Origin of the sequence: Leptospira ilyithenensis (assembly GCF_004771005.1) — a bacterium.
Lineage (GTDB): Bacteria > Spirochaetota > Leptospiria > Leptospirales > Leptospiraceae > Leptospira_A > Leptospira_A ilyithenensis.
In genome coordinates, this window is the sequence record NZ_RQHV01000002.1 from 199,092 (window position 1) to 218,892 (window position 19,801).

The 19,801-nt window shown below is 41.0% G+C and carries 18 protein-coding genes; 10 read left to right on the plus strand and 8 right to left on the minus strand.

What is annotated here, in order from left to right; all coding sequences use genetic code 11:
- Nucleotides 1–38: 38 nt before the first annotated feature.
- Together EHS11_RS01285 and alr are read right to left on the minus strand one after the other, a co-directional pair.
- Nucleotides 39–932 carry an alpha/beta fold hydrolase gene (locus tag EHS11_RS01285; RefSeq protein ID WP_135762601.1) on the minus strand — a complete coding sequence of 298 codons (894 nt, stop codon included), beginning with the start codon at nt 930–932 and terminating at the stop codon, nt 39–41.
- 8 nt (nt 933–940) lie between these two features.
- Entirely contained in the window at nt 941–2,071 is a 1,131-nt protein-coding gene (gene alr / locus EHS11_RS01290; protein ID WP_135762602.1) for an alanine racemase, read from the minus strand.
- 58 nt (nt 2,072–2,129) lie between these two features.
- Between alr and EHS11_RS01295 the strand changes: the two genes are divergently transcribed.
- The 6 genes from EHS11_RS01295 to EHS11_RS01320 all read left to right on the plus strand — a co-directional run bounded on the left by EHS11_RS01295 (nt 2,130) and on the right by EHS11_RS01320 (nt 8,603).
- On the plus strand, nt 2,130–3,326 hold the full coding sequence (locus EHS11_RS01295; RefSeq protein WP_135762603.1) for an aminotransferase class V-fold PLP-dependent enzyme: 1,197 nt from the start codon (nt 2,130–2,132) through the stop codon (nt 3,324–3,326).
- Nucleotides 3,323–4,243, plus strand: coding sequence for a bile acid:sodium symporter family protein (locus EHS11_RS01300; protein ID WP_135762604.1), 921 nt, complete (start codon nt 3,323–3,325; stop codon nt 4,241–4,243). The genes EHS11_RS01295 and EHS11_RS01300 overlap by 4 nt, the downstream gene beginning before the upstream one ends.
- 59 nt (nt 4,244–4,302) lie before the next feature.
- The gene (gene rpmG / locus EHS11_RS01305) at nt 4,303–4,464 is read left to right on the plus strand and encodes a 50S ribosomal protein L33 (protein ID WP_135762605.1); all 162 of its coding nucleotides are present in this window, start codon (nt 4,303–4,305) and stop codon (nt 4,462–4,464) included.
- A 9-nt stretch (nt 4,465–4,473) separates the two neighbouring features.
- Entirely contained in the window at nt 4,474–4,941 is a 468-nt protein-coding gene (locus tag EHS11_RS01310; RefSeq protein WP_109022300.1) for a TraR/DksA family transcriptional regulator, read from the plus strand.
- A 217-nt stretch (nt 4,942–5,158) separates the two neighbouring features.
- Nucleotides 5,159–7,108, plus strand: a complete 1,950-nt coding sequence (locus EHS11_RS01315) for a hypothetical protein (RefSeq protein WP_167884307.1) — start codon at nt 5,159–5,161, stop codon at nt 7,106–7,108.
- Nucleotides 7,109–7,256: 148 nt separating this feature from the next.
- Complete coding sequence (locus EHS11_RS01320) at nt 7,257–8,603, plus strand: hypothetical protein (RefSeq protein WP_167884308.1); 1,347 nt, start codon at nt 7,257–7,259, stop codon at nt 8,601–8,603.
- A 172-nt stretch (nt 8,604–8,775) separates the two neighbouring features.
- Here the strand turns inward: EHS11_RS01320 and EHS11_RS01325 are convergent, their stop codons facing one another.
- The 4 genes from EHS11_RS01325 to EHS11_RS01340 form a co-directional block, all read right to left on the minus strand.
- Nucleotides 8,776–10,674 carry an LruC domain-containing protein gene (locus EHS11_RS01325; RefSeq protein WP_135762608.1) on the minus strand — a complete coding sequence of 633 codons (1,899 nt, stop codon included), beginning with the start codon at nt 10,672–10,674 and terminating at the stop codon, nt 8,776–8,778.
- 170 nt (nt 10,675–10,844) lie between these two features.
- Nucleotides 10,845–11,549: a DUF4842 domain-containing protein gene (locus tag EHS11_RS01330; RefSeq protein ID WP_135762609.1), complete on the minus strand. Its 705-nt coding sequence runs from the start codon at nt 11,547–11,549 to the stop codon at nt 10,845–10,847.
- On the minus strand, nt 11,546–12,655 hold the full coding sequence (locus tag EHS11_RS01335) for a hypothetical protein (RefSeq protein WP_135762610.1): 1,110 nt from the start codon (nt 12,653–12,655) through the stop codon (nt 11,546–11,548). Before EHS11_RS01335 ends, EHS11_RS01330 begins: the two co-directional genes overlap by 4 nt.
- Before the next feature lie 387 nt (nt 12,656–13,042).
- A complete protein-coding gene (locus EHS11_RS01340; RefSeq protein ID WP_135762673.1) occupies nt 13,043–13,768 on the minus strand; it encodes a ubiquinone/menaquinone biosynthesis methyltransferase in 726 nt (241 codons plus the stop codon).
- Nucleotides 13,769–13,784: 16 nt separating this feature from the next.
- Here EHS11_RS01340 and EHS11_RS01345 point away from each other — a divergent pair, with 16 nt between their 5' ends.
- Together EHS11_RS01345 and EHS11_RS01350 are read left to right on the plus strand one after the other, a co-directional pair.
- Entirely contained in the window at nt 13,785–14,240 is a 456-nt protein-coding gene (locus EHS11_RS01345) for a MotA/TolQ/ExbB proton channel family protein (RefSeq protein WP_135762611.1), read from the plus strand.
- 4 nt (nt 14,241–14,244) lie between these two features.
- A complete protein-coding gene (locus tag EHS11_RS01350) occupies nt 14,245–14,649 on the plus strand; it encodes an ExbD/TolR family protein (protein WP_135762612.1) in 405 nt (134 codons plus the stop codon).
- A 5-nt stretch (nt 14,650–14,654) separates the two neighbouring features.
- On the opposite strand, the gene EHS11_RS01355 is transcribed toward EHS11_RS01350, so the two are convergent.
- Together EHS11_RS01355 and EHS11_RS01360 are read right to left on the minus strand one after the other, a co-directional pair.
- Nucleotides 14,655–16,649, minus strand: coding sequence for a PAS domain-containing sensor histidine kinase (locus EHS11_RS01355; protein WP_135762613.1), 1,995 nt, complete (start codon nt 16,647–16,649; stop codon nt 14,655–14,657).
- The gene (locus EHS11_RS01360) at nt 16,646–17,773 is read right to left on the minus strand and encodes a PP2C family protein-serine/threonine phosphatase (RefSeq protein ID WP_135762614.1); all 1,128 of its coding nucleotides are present in this window, start codon (nt 17,771–17,773) and stop codon (nt 16,646–16,648) included. Before EHS11_RS01360 ends, EHS11_RS01355 begins: the two co-directional genes overlap by 4 nt.
- Nucleotides 17,774–17,855: 82 nt before the next feature.
- Here EHS11_RS01360 and dinB point away from each other — a divergent pair, with 82 nt between their 5' ends.
- Entirely contained in the window at nt 17,856–18,944 is a 1,089-nt protein-coding gene (dinB, locus tag EHS11_RS01365; protein WP_135762615.1) for a DNA polymerase IV, read from the plus strand.
- Nucleotides 18,945–18,948: 4 nt separating this feature from the next.
- Nucleotides 18,949–19,653 (plus strand): alpha/beta hydrolase, encoded by a 705-nt coding sequence (locus EHS11_RS01370; RefSeq protein ID WP_135762616.1) that lies wholly within the window; start codon nt 18,949–18,951, stop codon nt 19,651–19,653.
- Nucleotides 19,654–19,801: the final 148 nt, after the last annotated feature.

Genomic DNA, 19,801 nt, shown 5'->3' on the forward strand with positions numbered 1-19,801 from the left:
CCAGATTTACATTGTACATGAATCTGAGCGGAGCATGTTTAAAAAAAAGATTTTTTCAGTCGGGATTGTTTTTTACTGATGAAAAAATCGGTGACTACTTTTTCAAATGCATGTTTTTTCTCTAAGTATACAAAATGCCCGCATTCTGCAAAACGAATTGCTTTTACGTTGGGGGTGGTTCGTTCCAATTCCTCCACATCCTTTCCGGGAATGACAGGATCGTCTTCTCCTCTTAACATCAAAACGGGTACTTCATTGCCGAATACGATGGGACGGATGTCGGCCCGATCCAACATTTCCAGAATCAGAAGTATATTTCTCGGATTCAGATGTTCAAACTGAGGATAATATTCTTCAAGGAAGGATTTGATTTCAGGATTGGAATGAAATCCTTTGGAATCATAAACTCCGAAGGAAAACCCGAAGTTCAATAATTTGGGAATGGATTTCCCTAGCTTGAAACTCATATCAAAGAACATTCCCAGATTGGCCCGAAGGCCCAAAATCCCCAATTTTAAAGGACCTCGTACGGGTCCGTGCACATAAGGAGCGATACAAACCACTTGTTTGATTCTACCGGGAAATAACGCGGCAATGGCAAGGACCGCCATTCCTCCTGTAGAATGACCTACGAGAGTGAGGTCTTTTTCTCCTGCGGATTCCCAGATTGCATTTGCCTGTGCTTCCAAAAACTCTTGTAAGGTGAGTTTCTTTTTGTAATCCAGAATTTCCGCCGGGTAATGTCCGATCAGATCCAGCTCGATTACTTCTCCGAATTGTTGGAAGAAAGGGATATTCAATTTCCAATAATCCGCCGCAGAACACCATCCTCCGATGAGGACGATTTTTTCCTTTAATTTGGGTGAGGCGGCCGGGTGTTTTACATAAGTAATGCGATGGTTTTTCCATTCATAACTCTGTCTGGGTATCATATTTTCCTCTAATCAACGATCGTTCTTGGAAAACGATCTAGTATTTTTGTAACAACTTCGTAATTGATGGTATTGGTCCAAAGAGCATGATCATCCGCTGTGATGATTTCTTTTCCAGATCGGCCGATGATGATGACTTCATCATTCAATTTTGCATCCGGGATATGGGTGATTTCGATCATAGTCATATTCATACAGATCCGGCCAAGTATTTTTGCTCTTTCTCCGTGGACGAGCATATAACCGTGATTAGATAGTTTTCGATCCAGTCCTTCGTAATAACCTACTGGAATTACTGCAAGTCTTGTCGGATAAGTGGTTTTGTAAGTGGAACCGTAACCTACAAAAGCACCGCTCGGAAGAGATTGGATGTGTTGGATTTTGGTTTTCCAGGTAAGTGCAGGTCTTAACATCCCGAATTCCTTTCCCATTTGAGAAAGGGAAAGTTTTGTTTCCAAACTCGGCCAAAGCCCGTACATGGAAATCCCGACGCGAACCATATCCATCCTCGCCTCGGGAAATAACATCGCTGAGGCGGAAGAAGCACAGTGACAGATCAAATCTTTAAATCCGAAAGAACGGAACAGTTCTATTCCTTCTTGAAAACGATTCAATTGAAACATCGAATAAGAATGTTCCGTAAAATCTTCCGTACTGGCAAAATGTGTGGCAAGTCCCGCAAGAGGTAATTTTTTATTTTTGATTTCGGTGGCAATTTCTTTCCAATGAAGGTAAGATTCTCCTAGTCTGGACATTCCCGTGTCCAATTTGAAATGAATCTTGGGAGCGGGCGATAATTGGGAAAGGAGTTCCATCTCTTCCACCCGTGAAACCAAAACCCAAAAGTTCGAATCAGCTAATTCTTGTAAGCGGGGCCTTAGGTCGGGAACGGAACCCATAATCATGATCGTGGGTTTTGGAAAGGATTTTCGTAAAAGGACGGCTTCTTCCAGGGAATTGACCCCAAGCAGATCGGCACCTGCCTCAATTACCACACCGGCGGTTTCCAAAAGACCGTGGCCGTAAGCGTTGGATTTTACGATTCCTGCAAACTTGGTTTTTTCCCCGAGAAGTTTACGGTAGAGGGATATATTATGCGAAAACGCGGATCTGGAGAGAGTTACACTGCATGCGAGCATGGCTCTTCCATAATTTTTTACTTTTCTCGCCTGTCGCTACAGATATTTCTTTCTTTCAATGACTTCTTCTGAACCAAAATTACCTACTTTTCCTGTTCCGCAAGACTGGGAGGAAGTTTCTAAGCTTTACCCGATTCAAAATGACTCCATTTGGTTGAATTTTTGCGGAATTTCTCCCGTCTCTAGCTTTGCCGCCTCAGTGATGGCGGATTATTTTGATGAATATTCCCGATTTGGAATTTTTGCCCCCAGATACTCGGAACCGAAAATCAGAGTGATTTTGCAAGAGCAATTGGCAGGACTATTGAACTGTTCTCCTAAATCCATAGGACTGATTCACAATACTTCGGAAGGGATCAATCTCTATTCCCATAGCATAAGGCTAAGTCCCGGAACCCGCATACTTGTTTTGGAAAACGAATACCCGAGCAACGTCTATCCTTGGGAACATTGGAAGGAAAAAGGAGTAGGTATTTCATTTGTACCTACGGGAAATACTCCGGATGAATTTTTAGAAAACCTGGAAAAAGAAATCAAAACAGGGGATGTCTCTCTTCTTAGCCTATCACCTGTTCATTGGTGTACCGGAATGCCTTTGGATCTCGTGGCAATTTCAAAAATTTGCGAAAAAGCGGGAGTTCGGTTGATTTTGGATGGAAGCCAGGCATTCGGTCATATTCCGATCGACCTCGGCCAAATCAAAATCGAATTTGCGGCATTTGCCGCCTGGAAGTGGTTACTCGGTCCTTTGGGAGTCGCTGCCATTTATATTTCTCCTGAGGCTTCCAAAGACTTTCGATTGATCTTCAAAGGAGCGGGGAGTGTAAAAAATGACTCTCAATATTTGCCTTATCGGGACGAATTGAAGCCTGCTGCGGATCAATTCGAACATAGTACCGCCAACTTCAACGATTGGATTTATTTTTATGCCTCCTTGCAAATGTTATCCGCCATCGGGTTTGCAAAAGTACAAAGCCGCGTCTACGAAATTTCGGATTTAATCTCTGTTAGACTTCGTAATCTCGGTTTTATTCTGGACAGTGATTCTTTCCCGGAAGCAAAGTCCGGGATCATCGGTGTCAAAGGGCATAAGTCGAAAGAATTTACACCGGATGCGATCAATGTTTTTTTCAGATCCAAAAAAATCTATACTGCGGTCCGTATGGGAAGACTTAGAATCGCCCCTCATATCCCGGTTACGGAAATGCATGTGGATATTTTGGAAAAAACATTCAAAGAGTATTTAAACAAGTGAATCAAATTTTAGAAAGAATCGTAAATGCTTTCCCTTGGATCCTTTTGGGATTTTCCATTTTATCTTTTCTATTCCCCGTTTATTTCGTCTGGTTCCAGGGACCATGGATCACTTATAGTTTGGGCGGGATCATGTTGGGAATGGGTCTGACTTTAAAATTGGAAGATTTTGTCCGGGTATTTAAGATGCCTCTTCCTATCTTACTCGGTACAGTTTTACAATATACAGTGATGCCGTTCTTAGGTTGGTCGATCGGAATTTTATTCAATCTGCCGGAGGCATTTGCGATCGGTTTGATTTTAGTCTCCTGTTGTCCCGGTGGAACCGCTTCGAATGTCATCACCTATCTCGCCAAAGGTGATCTTCCTTTGAGTGTAACTTTGACTTCCGTATCGACTATGTTAGCTGTAATTATCACTCCTGTTTTGGCATCCTTTTTGATTGGAAACCGTCTGCAAGTGGACACTTTTTCCCTGCTTTTGACCACATTCAAAGTGATTTTGGTTCCGGTTACTTTAGGAGTGTTCTTACAAACATTATTTCCTAAATTTTCAAACGCGGCAAACCGGTATTCCCCGGTATTATCCGTAATCCTTGTAGCAATGATCGTATCATCCATATTAGGTGCAGGAAGAAAACTGATTTTGGCCTCGGATTTTAGGATTTTTGCTTCCGTTTTTCTTTTGCACGCGGGAGGTTTCGGGCTTGGATATTTTTTGACCAGAGTGTTTTACCGTGATTCAGTCCTCCGGAGAACCATTTCCATCGAAGTGGGAATGCAAAATTCAGGACTTGGTGCAGTACTTGCCAAATCTCATTTCGCAGACCCTAGCACGGCAATTCCCAGTGCGGTTTCCAGCCTGATGCACTCTCTCATCGGAAGTTTTCTTGCCGGATATTGGAGAAGAAAAAACTAGAATAAAATCCGATTATGCTCCTTGACTGAAATCCCGCGCGTTACGTAATGGCATAAACTATGAGAGAAATCATAAAACTCACTTGTGTTCCGTGTGAGATTCCAGGTCGTTCTAATTATTTCCAAACAAAAAATAAGAAGACCAAGACTGAGAAATTACTCACTAAAAAATACTGCAAATTTTGCAGAAAACATACTGATCATAAAGAATCTAAAGTCTAAACATATAGAATGCCAAAACAAGCCGCTTCAAAGTCAGTAGAAAAGGGAGTCGATAAAAAGTTCATTGAAGAAGTACGTGAACTTCTTCAAGAGAAAAAAGATTCCCTTCTCATCAAACTCAATCAGTGGGAAGACACCAGTTCTCCTTCCGGTTTGAAGGAAATGGGCGACATTGCGGATATAGCTTCTGAATTGAATTCTGAGGCTCTTAGTTCGGTTTTAACGGAGAATGAGATTGATACTCTGAAAGAGATCGAACTCGCTCTGGAAAAGATTGAGAACGGCACCTACGGTATCTGTGAAGGTACTAAGAAAAAGATTCCTGTTGCTCGTTTGAAAGCGATTCCATGGACACGTTTCACCATTGAATACGCAGAACAGATGGCAAAAAGCAGATCTAGAGCTGGTGGATACGGACGTATGGACACTCTTTCTTCCTATCCTACTTCTTCTATGGATATGGATTCTTTAGATTAAGAATCCACTTTTCCTCAACACTTCAATCCTTTTTAAATTTCATTTGCTTTCCTTCGCAGGGATTTTATTCCCTTAAGGAACTGTGCAGTTTCTAAATCGGCTGAAAAAACTCCCCTTCGAAAATCTAATTTTCTTTTTTTCATTCTCCTGTTTATTGTTTGGTTTATATCGATTTACCTTTCCGGTTCCTAAAAATTGGTATTTCCCCGCTTTTATCTTGCAATTTGCGATTAGTTTTTCCGCGCAAATGTACAGCAGAAAATCAGGAAGGATCATTACCGCTGCCGCAGCCATTTTGATCTCCCGTTTGACCTGGTTTGTAGAACCGAACCTGCCTTTCCACCTAACAGATGCTGTAGGTTTGTTTCTCGGATCCATTTTAGGAATTTGGTTTAGAGAAGTTTTGCTTGTTTTATTCGGAAGGGCGGAAGTGGCTTTGCCAAAACAATCGGATCACCTCGTTACCGGATGGTTTTTAAGAAATCCTTTGGCTCTTAGACAAGGTTCTATTTTTTTACAAACTCCTTTTTATTTTTTATATTGGCTGATTGTTCTGCTTTTATGTTCTTATTTTGCAGGGTTCGGGTTTTCATTTTTGGAAGGACTTGGTACTCTTGAATTTTTTTATTATCCGAACTTCAGCTCCCGCGAATATCTGTCGTTTCCCGTTTTGATTTTAGTCGGTGTAGGCTTTCCTTTACTTTATTTTTTCGCCGAAGAAAGATTTTCCATAAGTAATTCCAGGGATACGACCACCAAACATCTGATATTTGGAATTTTCATCGGCTTTTTCATTCAACTGATTATTTTATCCATTCAACAGATTTACTCTCCGGGTTTTTTATCCCAAGGGTCGAATTTTTCCATCGTAGCAGGGAGACTTCCGGGGTTATTTGTCGATTCCGGTTCTTCTTCCTGGTTAATCCCGGGAATTGCTTCTTTTTTCCTGGTATTTTCCTATCAAAAGTACAAACAAACCAAAGAAAATATCTGGCGCCTGATCATTGTTATATTGGTTTTTGCGGTAAGCATTTTAGGAATGAAACAGGCAAAGGCATTTTGGGTGATCTGGCTCGGATTTCTTTTTATATCCTTTGTATTTGTAGTCACTTCCCGTTATTTGCATTCCAAACTCAGCCTTTGGATCACCAGGGTTTCGGTTCTATGTTTGTTACCGTTACTTGCCGTGGCAGTTCTTTGGGGATTTTCCAAACTGAAATCTCCCGAACCGATTGCGAGTCTTGGCGTCAGATACATGAGTTTCCAATCGGAATTTTTACGATCCAAAAATTTTAGCGCATTCTATGCGTTAGATGAAAATCGTTCCGAATTGTATCGTATTTCCTGGCAGGGCTTTCAAAAGAAATTATGGTTCGGCAACGGACTTGCTTCTCTTCCGGTTGTTTTAAAAGACCCGAAACTTCCTCGTACAAAATTGAACGGTGGACTGATCGATCTTCCTCCCAATTTTTTCCTGGCATGCCTTCATGATTTGGGAATTTTCGGGACCATCATTCTTTTGGGACTTGTCGGTTTGTTTGTTTGGGAAAGAAATAATTATCTCAATATGGCATTATTATTTTTACCGTTTTTATTCGGGATGCAAGTGCAGCATTGCGACGGTGCATTTATAGCCGTGTTTTTGCTTTTTTATCCGCTTGGTTCAGTCGCAGTCGGAAATCAAATGACGCGAAATTCGAATTGGTTCCGTTATATGGTCCTCATTCTATGTTTGGGTTTGCCTTTGCATTATCTGATATTTTTTTCGGGAGACTTTATCAAATCGGGGATAGGAGCCGATTTCCGAAAGGATGAGTTGGGATTCTTTCAAACCCAAGCTACCAAATTTGCAAGCGGCAATGAACGGGAAGATGAATTTCACGGCAAAACTTGGGAGTGGAAACTCACTAAGGAAACTAGTCGGAGGAGTGGAGTATTTCAAGTCCGTGCAAAGGAAGAAAACCTGCAAATGGAAATGATCTGGCTCAATTCGGAAAGAAGGTTGCTCTTGAAAACTCCAGTCTCTCCCCAATCAAACCGTAGTTATATCTCGAGGGGAAGTTTCCCTCCCGGAGCCGAGTTTGTAAGATTAAAGTCAAAAACAAATACGGAACTTTTTATTTCTAGGGATTATTTTGATTACAAGAATCAATTCGGTTTTTTGTAATCAGTCGACACTCGCGTTAAGTAAATATTTTATTTCTAATAGAATTGCAAAATGATTCGGGTTGAATTATAATACCCGAATGCCTTGTAATGATCGTAATTATTTTTTTTTCGTTTTTTCTATCTTTGTTTGTTTCAGTTCTTTTTCCTTGGGCGCGGAAGATTTAGAGTCTTATAAAGAGAGTTGTACTGCGAGTCTCAAAGAAAAAACTTTTTCCGAACTCATACGCACTTTAGCCTTTAAAGAGGCGGAAGAATTCTGCGATATTCAATATGCTGACAATCCCAAAAAAGATTGCAGAGCCTCTGCCAGATATTGGTCGGCTGTGAAAGAGTTTTCGGAACAAAGATTCGAATCTTCTCTGGATAAATTCAAGACCGCAAAACAAATACTAGGTGGCAAGGATGATCCCAAAGACTGGCAAAAGAGGCCCGGTTGGGGAGCAACGGACGATATGATCCGATATTTGGAAAAAAGATCTTCTCTAGGTAAGACGGATGCCGAATACAAACAGAAGGTCGCATTCATCTATCTCAGTGAAACGGATGCAGAGCAAGGTGGAAAAAGATTTCAAAGCAAACTCGATCCTTGTACGATCGGGCATTTGAATCTTTCCATGGGCTTGGTTGCCCGTTACTTGGAAACCTTTACGAACGGGCGATTTTCCCTGGAGTTTGAAAATTTAATTTTCAATACAAAAGTTACAAAGCTTGAAACCAAGATGGTTTCTTTGACCAGTTTGCAACCTTGGACAGAAGACTTTGCCGTTCAATTGGGAGAGATCAATCGGAAATTCGATACGCTTTTGGTTGTTTTTCCTCAAGTAGGAGGAAGAGCGACCGGTGGTTCTAATTTTTTTCCCATTATCCCGGGAGTGTTAAACGGTGAGATCAGAGGAACGATTTCATTGCCGGCAGGTTGGGCGACTGTTTCCAATTACCCGCAAATTTTTCATGAATACTTACATACTGTGGAGATGATGACCGGAATTGAATCCACTTCACATGGCAGCGCACAGCAAGCCAGAATCGAAGCATTTACAGGCTTACCCAAATCGGGAGAGAGCGATTGGGCAGAGTGGTTCTTCCGGAATACCATTTTGGAAAAAGTGAATCAAGCTTCCGAGAAAAAAGGAGGGTCAGGATGGAAAACCGTTTTCGGTCGTTCTGCATCTTTTCCTTTTTTGCTTTCCGACGAAAGCATTCGCAAATTGTACCGATTGAAGAATGAAAAGGGAGAAGATTATGTGAAAGAACTTCGCAACAAAGCGGAAGAATACAATAAGCAGGCTTATAAACTTTATAATTCTCAAAAAAATAAGGAAGCCGCAGAACAGTCGTTCTTATCAGCTACTACTTTTCCCTGGACATTTCTTTATATCAAAAACGCAAAATGGTTTATAGAAAATTCCTCACTGAAGAAGGACTCAAAAGAAATCATGTTGGAAAAACTAAAAGAATTAAAAAAAGAATATTATCCGACAGAATCGGATTGAGTTTAGTTTTTTACCCACGGGAAAATCAGAAAGCGGGATTTCCAAAGAGAATTTCTGAAACCGATTGCCCCTGTTTCGGTAGATCCGTAAATTTCGCTGAGCAGCTCATAATACAAAAAACCCTCCCCGATGGTTTTCGGGAAGGGTTTCTTCGGTAGGAAAAGTCTTTTAATTAAGAGGCAGCGTTGGCTTTAGATCCTCTTCTTTTCATAAAGAATCCTAGAGCTGCACCGATTACAATCAAACTGGCTGACACTTCAAAGATGTTCTTACGAACCGCTTTGATTAGGTAAGCCGAGAATCCGTTTTCAGTGTAAAAGTCTTTGATTTTTACTACATAAGTCGGATTGGTAATTTGAGTGTACCAATCTTTGTGTAAAGTTCCGTTTGATTCGGTCCATGTAGTGAAGTAAGCATAACCTGTGCTGGATGCTTTTCTGATGTCGGAACCTCCGGTGGGATGGTTAAAAACACCTGGAACAATGATCGCCCAAGGAAAACCTTTGGAGTCAATGTATTTGTCTTTTCCATCGGAACCGAAAACGTAACCGGGACGATAAATTTGTCTATAGATACCGTTGGTTTTTTGATTGATTGCAAGGAACCAATTCAAATGACCACCGACTAAATTTTTACTTGTATTCAAATCTACCGGCTCATCGAAAGTAATGGTTACATTGGAAGTCACACCTCGAACGAAATCCGTTGCGTGAAAGTTTGCATTCGGAGCAGGCGAGTTTTGTTTTCCAAAAAGTGTTTTGTCGGAACTAGGAAGGATAAGAAGTCCTTTCTTGAGTCCTGCGGAAGAGATATTGCCTCCCGTGCAATCCCCGCTTGCACCTAATACATATTTGTTGGCAGAGGCACATCCTGTCCAAGCTTTATTGGAACCATCCACATAATTTACTTGGAACGTTGCTCCCACGGGAACATCGAGAGAAAGACGCAATTCATGATGGTGTCCTGCTCCTTTTCCTACATGAGTGAATGCTCCTCTGATCGTCTTCACTTTATTATTTGATGTTTTGTCCATTTCGGTGCTAAACACAGCAGTATAGTCGTTTAAATCCGCATCGCCCGCATTCGGGAATAAGTCTTCAAATGCGATCGTATAACGACCTGATCGGGCAACAAAGGCAAGTTTCGGATCGCTTGGAAATTCGTCGAATTGGTCCGCAACCCCGTCACAATCAGCATCAATGGCTTGAACGCATCCATTGGAAGGTTGGAAATTATTTGTATTTAAATTTGCCGTCGGAGCAACAACTACGGTTCCAGAAGATGTTCCACCGTTTGTTGTAGGAGCGGGGACTTGAACTGGAACAGTTCCTGTTACTTCTTGTACTTCTCCCGTAGTAGGATTCACACCGATCACACTGATCTGTACTTCCGTAACTGTAGGCGGAACGGAAACCGGAATGGTGGCAGTTCCCTGGCTGTTAGTTGTTCCTTGTCCAAGGATATTGGTTTCTCCGTTGGATTGGGTTTCGGAAACGGTTACAGGTGCGTTTGCAACAGGGCCGTTTTCATTTTGCAAATGAACCGTTACAGGAACAGTTACGTTGGTTTCAAAATTGAAGCTACCGCTTCCATTGGTTTGGCTTACCACAGTGGTAGTCGTATTATTGGTAACTGTAGTATCCGCTACAGCAGGTGCAGTGACTACTTCCGGAGTTGGAGTCGTTATTATACTGGTTTCTTCTTTGGTGGAAGTGGAAGTCGAGCTGGAAGAATTCGTAGAACTTGAACTTTCCGAACTGCTTGTCTGATCGCTTGCAGAACTGCTTCCACTTGTTGTGCTGCTACTATCACTTGTAGAAGAAGAATCGGTCGCAGTCGATGATGATGTCGTAGTTGAGCTGCTGTCTGTGACTTGGCTTGTCTCTGTAGCTCCTAGAGCGACCACAGTGAAAGCTTCATCAGTTGCTGCTGCGCTGGTTGCTGCAGTTGAGGGAGCTGATGCATCTCCGGATCCTCCCAAGAACGGAAAGAGAAGGAGTCCGCCCTTCTTTTTGTTCGAACAATCGATCAAAAGTATGGGGATTGTTAGTATAATCATCCACTTTTTCATAATAGTAAAACCTACCTGTTGCTTAAGTATGACGACAATTTGTCTAAAAAATCAAATTTATTTTCACTTTTTCATAATTTTGTGATGATTTTTGCTACAAAGGCAAAGAAAAAGGGAACCTCTTACGAAATTCCCTTTTTCTCTGCAAATTTTGAAGAAGTCGATTGTGTTTATGTGGTCATAGAAAGAATCATTTTCCTTCTGAGATAGAATCCGACACTTGCGCCGATTGCAATCAACGAGATTGCCAATTCCCAAAGATAGACCCGAACGGAATCTATCAGAACTGCGGTAAACGGTTTAGGCAAATAATTGGATTTGATATCCACTACATAGGCTGCTTGTGCCGAAGTCATAGATTGTTCGAACCAGTTCCTGGACTTGGTCCCTTTGGAACTAGCCCATTCTTTGAAAGCAGGGTAGCCTGTTTTTCCTTGGTTGTTCGGATCCAAGATATTGGTGACTTCTCTAGGAAAATTAAACACTCCCGGAACAATGACTCCGAAAGGAAATCCTGTAACACGATCAATATAAAGATCATATCCGGAACTATCTTCGGACGATTTCACAAAGCCGGGACGGAATATCTTTTCCCCTGTTCCGCTCACTGCTAGAAAATAATTCAAATGCCCGCCGGAAAGGTTTTTAGCTGCGGCAAGATCTACTGGTTCAGAGAAAGTGATCGTGAAATTCGCAGTCATTCCCAATACGAAGTTTAAAGCTCCTCCTACACCGGGGGAGTTTTTGGAATTATAAAGAGTATTCTGGGAATTGGGAAGGATTAGAATTCCTTTTTTCAATTGGGCGGATGTCAAAGTTCCTCCCACACAATCTCCCGTGTTTGCCGCAGAGGCAAGTGCCAGAGAACAGTTCATGGAGAAGAAATAGCCTGCCCGTTATTTCCCACATAAGAGATCGAAAGATCTGCCGATACAGGAACATCCAGGGAAAGCCTTAGGTCATGGTTGAATCCTGCCCCTTTTCCTACATGTGTGAAAATGCCTCGAATTGTTTTTGCCTTACCAGTAGGAGTGTAATCGATTTCAGTTGCGAAGACTGTTACATGGTCGTTTAGGTCCATATCATTGTTTGGATTCGCAGTTGCGTTTTGAATGTGAGAAGATCGATAGTAATCTTCCCATGCGAGAGTGTGACGCCCGGTCCGGGTAGTCCAGCCAAGTTCCGCATCTGTTGGAAATTCGTCATCAGCATCCAAAACTCCGTCGCAGTCGGAATCCAGATTTTGCAAACATCCTGCTACAGCTCCGAAGTTTACAGTATTAAGATCGATTTCAGGGGCGACAACAACCGTTCCGCCGCCGTCTCCATTACCGGATCCACCGCTCGAACCTCCGTCGTTGCCGGAACCACCACCTACGTAGGTCTCGGGCACTTGGATTGGGATACGGCCGGTAATCTCTTGTGCCTTTCCTGTCTTGGGATTGATACCGTAGATAGTAACGATGACTTCGCTGACGGAAGGATGGACAGTAATTCGAACAGTCACCAAACCATCGTTGCCCGTTAGTCCTTGGGAAAGGAATTGGGAGATCCCGGGAGTGGATTGGTCTTCCGATGCTTTTACATTGATCCCGGACAATACACCTTCTTCGTTGGAGACTTTGATAGTGATATAAGTGCTGATCGTATTGTCCCAAAGGAAAGTATCGTCCATCACTTGAAAATGAATATTGGAAAGAACCTCTGTTGATCCGGTAGGCGTTGTGAAAATTCCGTCTCCCGAACTTCCGCTTCCTCCGTTGCTGCCGCTTTCGGAACCGGACTCGTCTCCGGTCAAAGGAACTACGGTAAAGCTATCTCCTGATTCCGCTTGAGAAACGGTTTCCGAAGAGGCTGATACGGAAGCAGTTCCACCTCCACCACCTAACATAAGTAAAAATAGAGGAATCCCTTTTTTCTTGGAAGAACATGATGCTTGTAAGCCAATCATGAGGGTGATAATAAGTAATTTTTTCAACATAGTGATCCTCGCATGGGACGCGACATAAAATACAATTGTAATTTATTGCTTAATTACAAGATCGTAGATTTTCGGATAAAAATCAAGGGGAATCATGAAAAAAAGGACAAAAATACAAATTGTAAAAAATGGGAAAGAAATTTCATGACGGTAATAGTAAAATAAGAGAATCTGCACTGTTTCTTTTTATTTCGTATAACATATATTAGTATTGAGGCAGTAATCGCCGATTATGTCCATATATCATCTGTCAGTTTTGACATTTTTTTACGTATACGTACTAAAATTTTTTTCAGGAAGAATGAATTCCTTAGCTCTTTCCCTTATGCGAAACTTAGACTGACATAAATGAAGCAGAATTGTCTTATTTAAATTCTCGTTCTGGTTTTACTTTTTTGCGACATGGCCGACTGCATTTCCAAATACAAAATTAGTAAATCGAACGGAATGAAATCCGAGCTCTTCCAAAATTTTTTTTAAATTTTCCTGATCAGGATAAGATTTTGCGGAATGAGGAAGGTAATCGAACATTTCATGTTTGCTTCCGTAAAGCAAATACCCGAAAATCGGAACGATTCTAAAGAAATAAAAATCGGCAAAATATTTTAAAAATTTGGGCCTGACTCTTCCCACATCCAAGTTCACAAAGACTCCTCCCGGTTTCAGAACCCTTTTGATTTCCAATAAACATTTTTTGAGATCGGATACGTTGCGTAGTCCGAAACCCATTGTAACGATGTCTATGGAATCATTTTTTAAGGACTTCAAGTTCATTGCATCACCCACTTCCAGTTTGACACGGTCGGCGAGAATCAGCTTGGATTTTGCGTAAGAAAGCATATTTTCCGAAAAATCAATACCTGTTACCGACTCAATTGATTTAACTCGCGCTAGGCGTTCTGTGATATCTCCTGTTCCGCAACAAAGATCGACTGCGTTTTTGGGATCCGAAGATTCTTTGAGAGCTTCCTTTACTACCCAGTTTTTCCAAGATCTATGTAGAAAAAAACTATTCCAATCATTGAATCTGTCATAGGCTTTTGCGATATGATCGAAATTTGATTTTACATATTCCGGTTTCTTTTCTGGAGAGGGGAGTTCGTATTGGTTCATAGGGGTTGTTTCTTCCATGAATTGGTCTTTTTCTGAGACGGCAAATTTCATTTTATTTATTTTATGCAGTTTTTCGATTTCTTCCGTAGCTCTTTTTCTTTATTCCCTGTCGCGCATTCTCAAACTTTCCAAATTTTTGAAACAGAAGGGAGCGGTTTTACCCAAAGAAGAAGAATACGATCTGATCGGTTCTTCCATAGAGCGGGTGTTAGATTGGCTTCCTTCCTTGGCATCTATTTCCATGTTGCTCGGACTTTTAGGTACTGTAATGGGGATCTATACTTCTTTCGCGGAGATGCAGATGGCGGGCAAGGCAACCATTGACGTATTGGCAGGTGGGATCAAAGATGCTTTGGTCACTACGATCTTCGGGCTCGGGGTTGCGATCCCTTCTCTTTTTTTTCATCAGATTTTAGAAACCTTATTACAAAAAACGAATGAAGTTTATTTTCAAAAGAAAATAAACTCTTAAACAGATGAAGCTGAAACGGATTCGTAAGAGAAAACAAATAGATATCAGCAGTTTAATCGATGTTTTGTTTATCCTTTTGATTTTTCTGATGGTATCGGTTCGGTTTACCGAAACCAAATCTTATGTGGAATTGGATCTACCTAAATCCGAGAATAGCAGAGTGGGGGACTTTGACTCGCAGATTGTACTCTCTTTGGATCCGGGCGGACAGTGGTATTGGAACGGAGCCGCCAAAACAAAAGAAGAATTGATTTCGGCAATTCAATCGGGCAAGAATCTCACTTCTGAAACAAAGGTGATTCTGGAAATCGATAAGTCTTCCGCATTCGGTGATTTTTTTGAAATCATCAATCATCTGAAAAATAAAAATATCAATCAAATCGAAATTGCCACCAAGCTCCAAAGATAGTCCTGTTAGCCAAGTGATTGGATAAAATCGATTAAAAATTTGAATTTTCTTTCTTTTGCTTTTTCTATCAAAATGTCTTTTCCTTTCCAATTGGAAAGATCATCTTTCAGTATCAGAATCAATTTGGCATAGTCCTGAATACGGATCAGATGCAAAATTTCCTTTTGCCTGTCTTCAGGAAGACTTTTTATATAATCTAGGATCATCTTGTTTTCGTTAGGTTCTTCTTGTTTGATCGGTTTTAGATCGTTGGAGTTTGTGGGGCCGATCATTTTGGAAGGCAATTCGGAATCTTCATTGATTCTGATTCTTCTCAAAGGAATTTTAAAAGAGAAAATAGATCCTTTATTTTGTTCGCTCCTCACTCCGATCGTCCCTCCCAAAAATTCAACTAACTGATGTGAAATGGCAAGCCCGAGTCCCGTTCCTTCCTTATAAGATGAGCCTTGTTCCGTTTGTTGAAATGCTTCGAAGATTATGTCTAATTGATTTTCGGGAATTCCTATCCCGGTATCTGTTACCGAAAAAAGCACTAAGTCGGAAGTTTGGGAATCTTTCCCTTCCTGAATGGAAATATTGAGTTTGATCTCGCCCGCTTCGGTAAATTTAAGGGAGTTCCCGAGAAAGTTAACAAGAATTTGGCGAATTTTCCGAATATCACCGTCGTAGTATTTTCCCAGAATCGTTTTGGGATCTTCCAGATAAAAACTGAGTCCCTTTTCCAGAAAACGATAGGCGAACATGGAAAATAAATTGTCCCAAAGTTGGACTAAAGAAAATGTTTCTTTGGATTCGGTCATTTTTCCCGCTTCGATTTTGGAGAGATCAAGTATATCATTGATCATGCCCAAAAGATGGACTCCGTTTTCATATAAAGAGTGCACATAACCTTTCAGATGGGTCGGTAGATTGGGATCCTTTTCCAAAATTTGGGAAAAGCCGATCACCGCGTGAAGAGGAGTTCTCAATTCATGAGTGATTTTGGAAAAGAAAATGGATTTTGATTTGGTTGCCAAATTCGCTTCTTCCACCGCTTTTTGTAACTCCAGGTTTTGGTGTTCGATCATTTGGGAGTATTCGTTTAACTTTTGTTCTGCTCTTTTCCTTTCCGTTATGTCAAAAATAGTCGCCCGACTGATTGTGAAATTTCGATCTTTATCATAAGAAGCCGTTGAATTCAAACTAACGATAAAAATGGAGCCGTCTTTGCGGATATATTCGTATTCCACATCCTGAACGGAACCATCTCTTTTGAAATCTTCGTAGATGGCATAGTAGCGGGATTTGCTTTTGTCCGTAAGAATTGATTCGAATTTCATCTTGCCGATCATTTCTTCTCTGGAATAACCGAGCCAGGCCAACTCGGTATCATTGATGGATACGATCATTCCTTCCGAATCCTGGGAGTGATATCCGCATGGAGCATTATTATAAAGATCTAATATTCTTTCGTAGGATTTAAGCAGGTTTTCCTCTGCCAGTTTTCTATTTGTGATATCGTTTCCTATCGATAAAACCTGAAAGGGATATCCGTAAGCGTCTTTTAAGATCCGGTTGGACCAACTGATGGTTCTTCTGTCTTCGTTGGGAAGGAAAACATCGTATTCCTGCCGGATGAACTGTTCCGGAAGATGGAAGATATTCCATAATTGGGATTTCATCACGTTGACATTTTCAGGTTGGATATTGAACAGATCGATGACCAGATCTTTGCCTTCTATCAGATATCTTTTGATCCCGAAAAATTCTTCCGCATAGGGGTTTATGGAATGGACGATGAAGTTGGGATTCCAACGGATGATGATCGAGTTGGCCGTCTCGTAAATATCCTGATATTGTTTTTCTTTTTCGATTAACACCCGTTCTATTTCTGTGGATTTGTCGATGTTTTTTTCAAACAAAAGGATTCTTAGTTTTTTTTCCTTTCTGAATTTAACAAAGTAATAGATACTTACTAAAAAGAAAAAAAACGATATATAAGCAAAAGGCAAAAAATTCATTCCAGTTCAATCACAAGCATTGTCATATCATCTGCAATTGATCCGTTCGAATATTCCAAAACCTGGTCTTGTAACGAATCGAGAAACGAAGGTCCTTCCAATTCCAAAGAATTTTGGACCATCTCATAAAATGCGAACTCTCCCAAATACTCCTCTTCTTTGTTCGGAACCTCGAACATTCCGTCCGAAAATAAAAACAATCTGTCTTTTTCCTGCAAAAATATTTCATTATTTTCGGTCATCAGTTGAGGAAACATCATCAGACAAAAACCTTTGGTTCCGAGTTTGATCAGTTCATTCCCTCGGATCAGTATCATCGCATGGTGTCCCGCCATCGAGTAGGATAAAAGTTTATTTTGTGCATTATATCTCAGATAAATACCGCTGATAAAATGGGTGTTGATCATTGGGCTAAGTGTATTGTGTATCCAATGCAAACATTCGCTAGGTGAAAGAAATGCTTTGTTCATCGTCTTGAATGTGATGATTGCCATAAGAGAAACCATTGCCGCGGCAATTCCGTGACCGGTTACGTCGCCGAAAAGAATGTCCAAATCTTCGGAAGGAAGCAGATCATAAGTAATCAAGTCGCCGCCTACCAGATCCATCGGCTTGTAGGATGAATAAATTTTATAATCTTCGGAGGGAGGGAAATGAAAGCTAACAAGGTTTTGTTGGTTGGACCGGGCGAGTTCCAAATCCTTATGGATCGAATGCAAAAGATTGATTCTTTCCTTTTCCAATTGTTTGATTTTGATATGAGTTCGGATCCTCGCCAGAATCTCCGCCTCTTGAAAAGGTTTGGTAATATAGTCGACTGCGCCCGTTTCAAGTCCTAAAACTATATCCTTCGTCTCATTCAATGCGGATAAAAAAAGGATGGGTAAGTTTTTGGTTTTTTCCTCCGATTGCAGTTTTTTGGCAACATCCAAGCCGCTGATGCCGGGCAATAATATATCCAAAAGAATGAGATCCAGCTCCAAGGCATTTGCGAGCTCCATCGCATACTCTCCGTCATACGCCACTGCCACTTCGTAATTTTGTTTCAGAAGTATATGAGTGATGATTTCAACGTTGGTTTCGTTATCATCCACAACCAGAATCTTGGAACTCGTTTGTTTCACTTTTCTGAATCTTCAGTCATTAAAAATATTTTGGCAAGATTTTTTTGAGTGAATAATCAAGAGAGTAAGATAACCTGGAAAAGTGAAAAAAATTATCCATATTGATATGGATGCATTTTACGCTTCCGTAGAGCAAAGAGACAAAAAGGAATGGAAAGGGCTTCCCGTAGTTGTGGGAGGATCACCCAATTCGAGGGCTGTAGTTTGTGCTGCAAGCTATGAAGCCAGAAAGTTCGGAATCAGATCAGCTATGCCTTGTTATCAGGCATTCAAACTTTGTCCCGATGCGATTTTCACTCCTCCCCGTTTTGATGCTTATAGAAAAGTATCTTATGAAATTCGGGAAATTTTTTCCGAATATACGGATATTATCGAACCGTTGTCTTTGGATGAAGCCTATTTGGATGTAACTGAAAATAAAAAAAACATCCCTCATGCCACAACGGTGGCAAAAGAAATTCGGGAAAAGGTTTTCCGCAAAACAGAACTTACATGTTCTGCGGGAGTTTCCTCCAATAAATTTCTTGCAAAGATGGCGTCGGAAAAAAACAAACCTAACGGTTTGGCTGTTATTTTACCCGAAGATGCCGAAACATTTTTAGCAAATTTGAGTCTTTCTAAATTTCATGGAATAGGTAAAAAAACTTTTGAAAAAATGCAAAGCATGGGTTTGCAATTCGGAAAAGATTTGCTAACACTCAAAGAAGAAGAACTTATTGCCCATTTCGGTAAAATGGGAAGAAGTTATTTTTATATGGCAAGAGGTTTGGATGATAGACAGGTTGTTCCTTACCGTGATCCGAAATCAATAGGAGTCGAAACAACTTTTGAAAAAGACACGGATGATTTCAATTTTTTATATACTGTTCTGGATGGAATTTCGAAAGAAACCGCAAGACGTTTGGAAAAGAAAGATAGAAAAGGAAAAACTCTGACTTTAAAAATCAAATATGCGGATTTCACCGGTGTTTCGAGAAGCATTACATCGGAGAGAGTTTTATTCTTGGCTTCCGACCTATTGGAACAATCTTCGTCATTACTTGCTAGTTTATGGAAAGAAACTTCCGAACAACCGAAAAAGGTTCGTTTGATTGGAATTTCAATTTCCAATTTGAACGGAAACAACGATTCGGAAAATGACGACGGGCAATTAAAATTATTTCAGGAATGATTCTATGTTAGATGATGCGGAAGATCAATTAGAGACTTTAGGCCCTTTGCAAGTTTTACGGGTGTCAGGTGATCCGGACGCTCCTACAATTGTTCTGTTTCACGGATATGGGGCAAGTGCATTCGATCTTTATCCGATTCATGAGGTCCTCGCAACGGATCAGAAGTTCAATTGGATTTTCCCACAAGGTCATTTAAAGATCCCCATCATGCCCGGTTATGAAGGCAGAGCATGGTTTCCCATTGATATGCAGGCTTTGCAGGAAGCCATGCAAAATAGGGATGCATATTATTTTACCCATCGCAACCCGGAAGGATTGGACGTGGCAAGACAAGCGGCACTCCTTATGATCCAGGCTTCCGGTGTTCCCTGGAAACAGTTGATTTTAGGAGGCTTTTCTCAAGGGGCTATGCTTGCAACTGATATCAGTTTGGTGAACGAATCCACTCCGCACGGTTTGATGCTTCTCTCCGGGACTCTGATTAAGGAAGACATTTGGCAGAATCTTGCTTCGAAAAAGGCGAACCTTCGTTTTTTTCAAACTCATGGAGAGTCCGATCCGGTATTGGGCTTTAAAAACGCCAAAAGATTGGAAAAACTGCTAAGAGATGCAGGCTTGTTAGGCGAGTTTATCGGCTTTCCTGGAGGACATGAAATACCGCAAGTGGCCATCCAGGGAATGAGCCGTTATCTGAATAGTATATCTTAGCCGGAAGTCGGAAGATATTTGTTTCAGGTATTGCCTTTTCCCGGTTAAACTGCAAGTAAGGAAAAACTGAAAACAAATGAGCGGATTTGGGACAAGAAAAAGCTTGCTTAAGAAATTCTTAAAAGGAGAATTTGAGAGGCGGTTTACA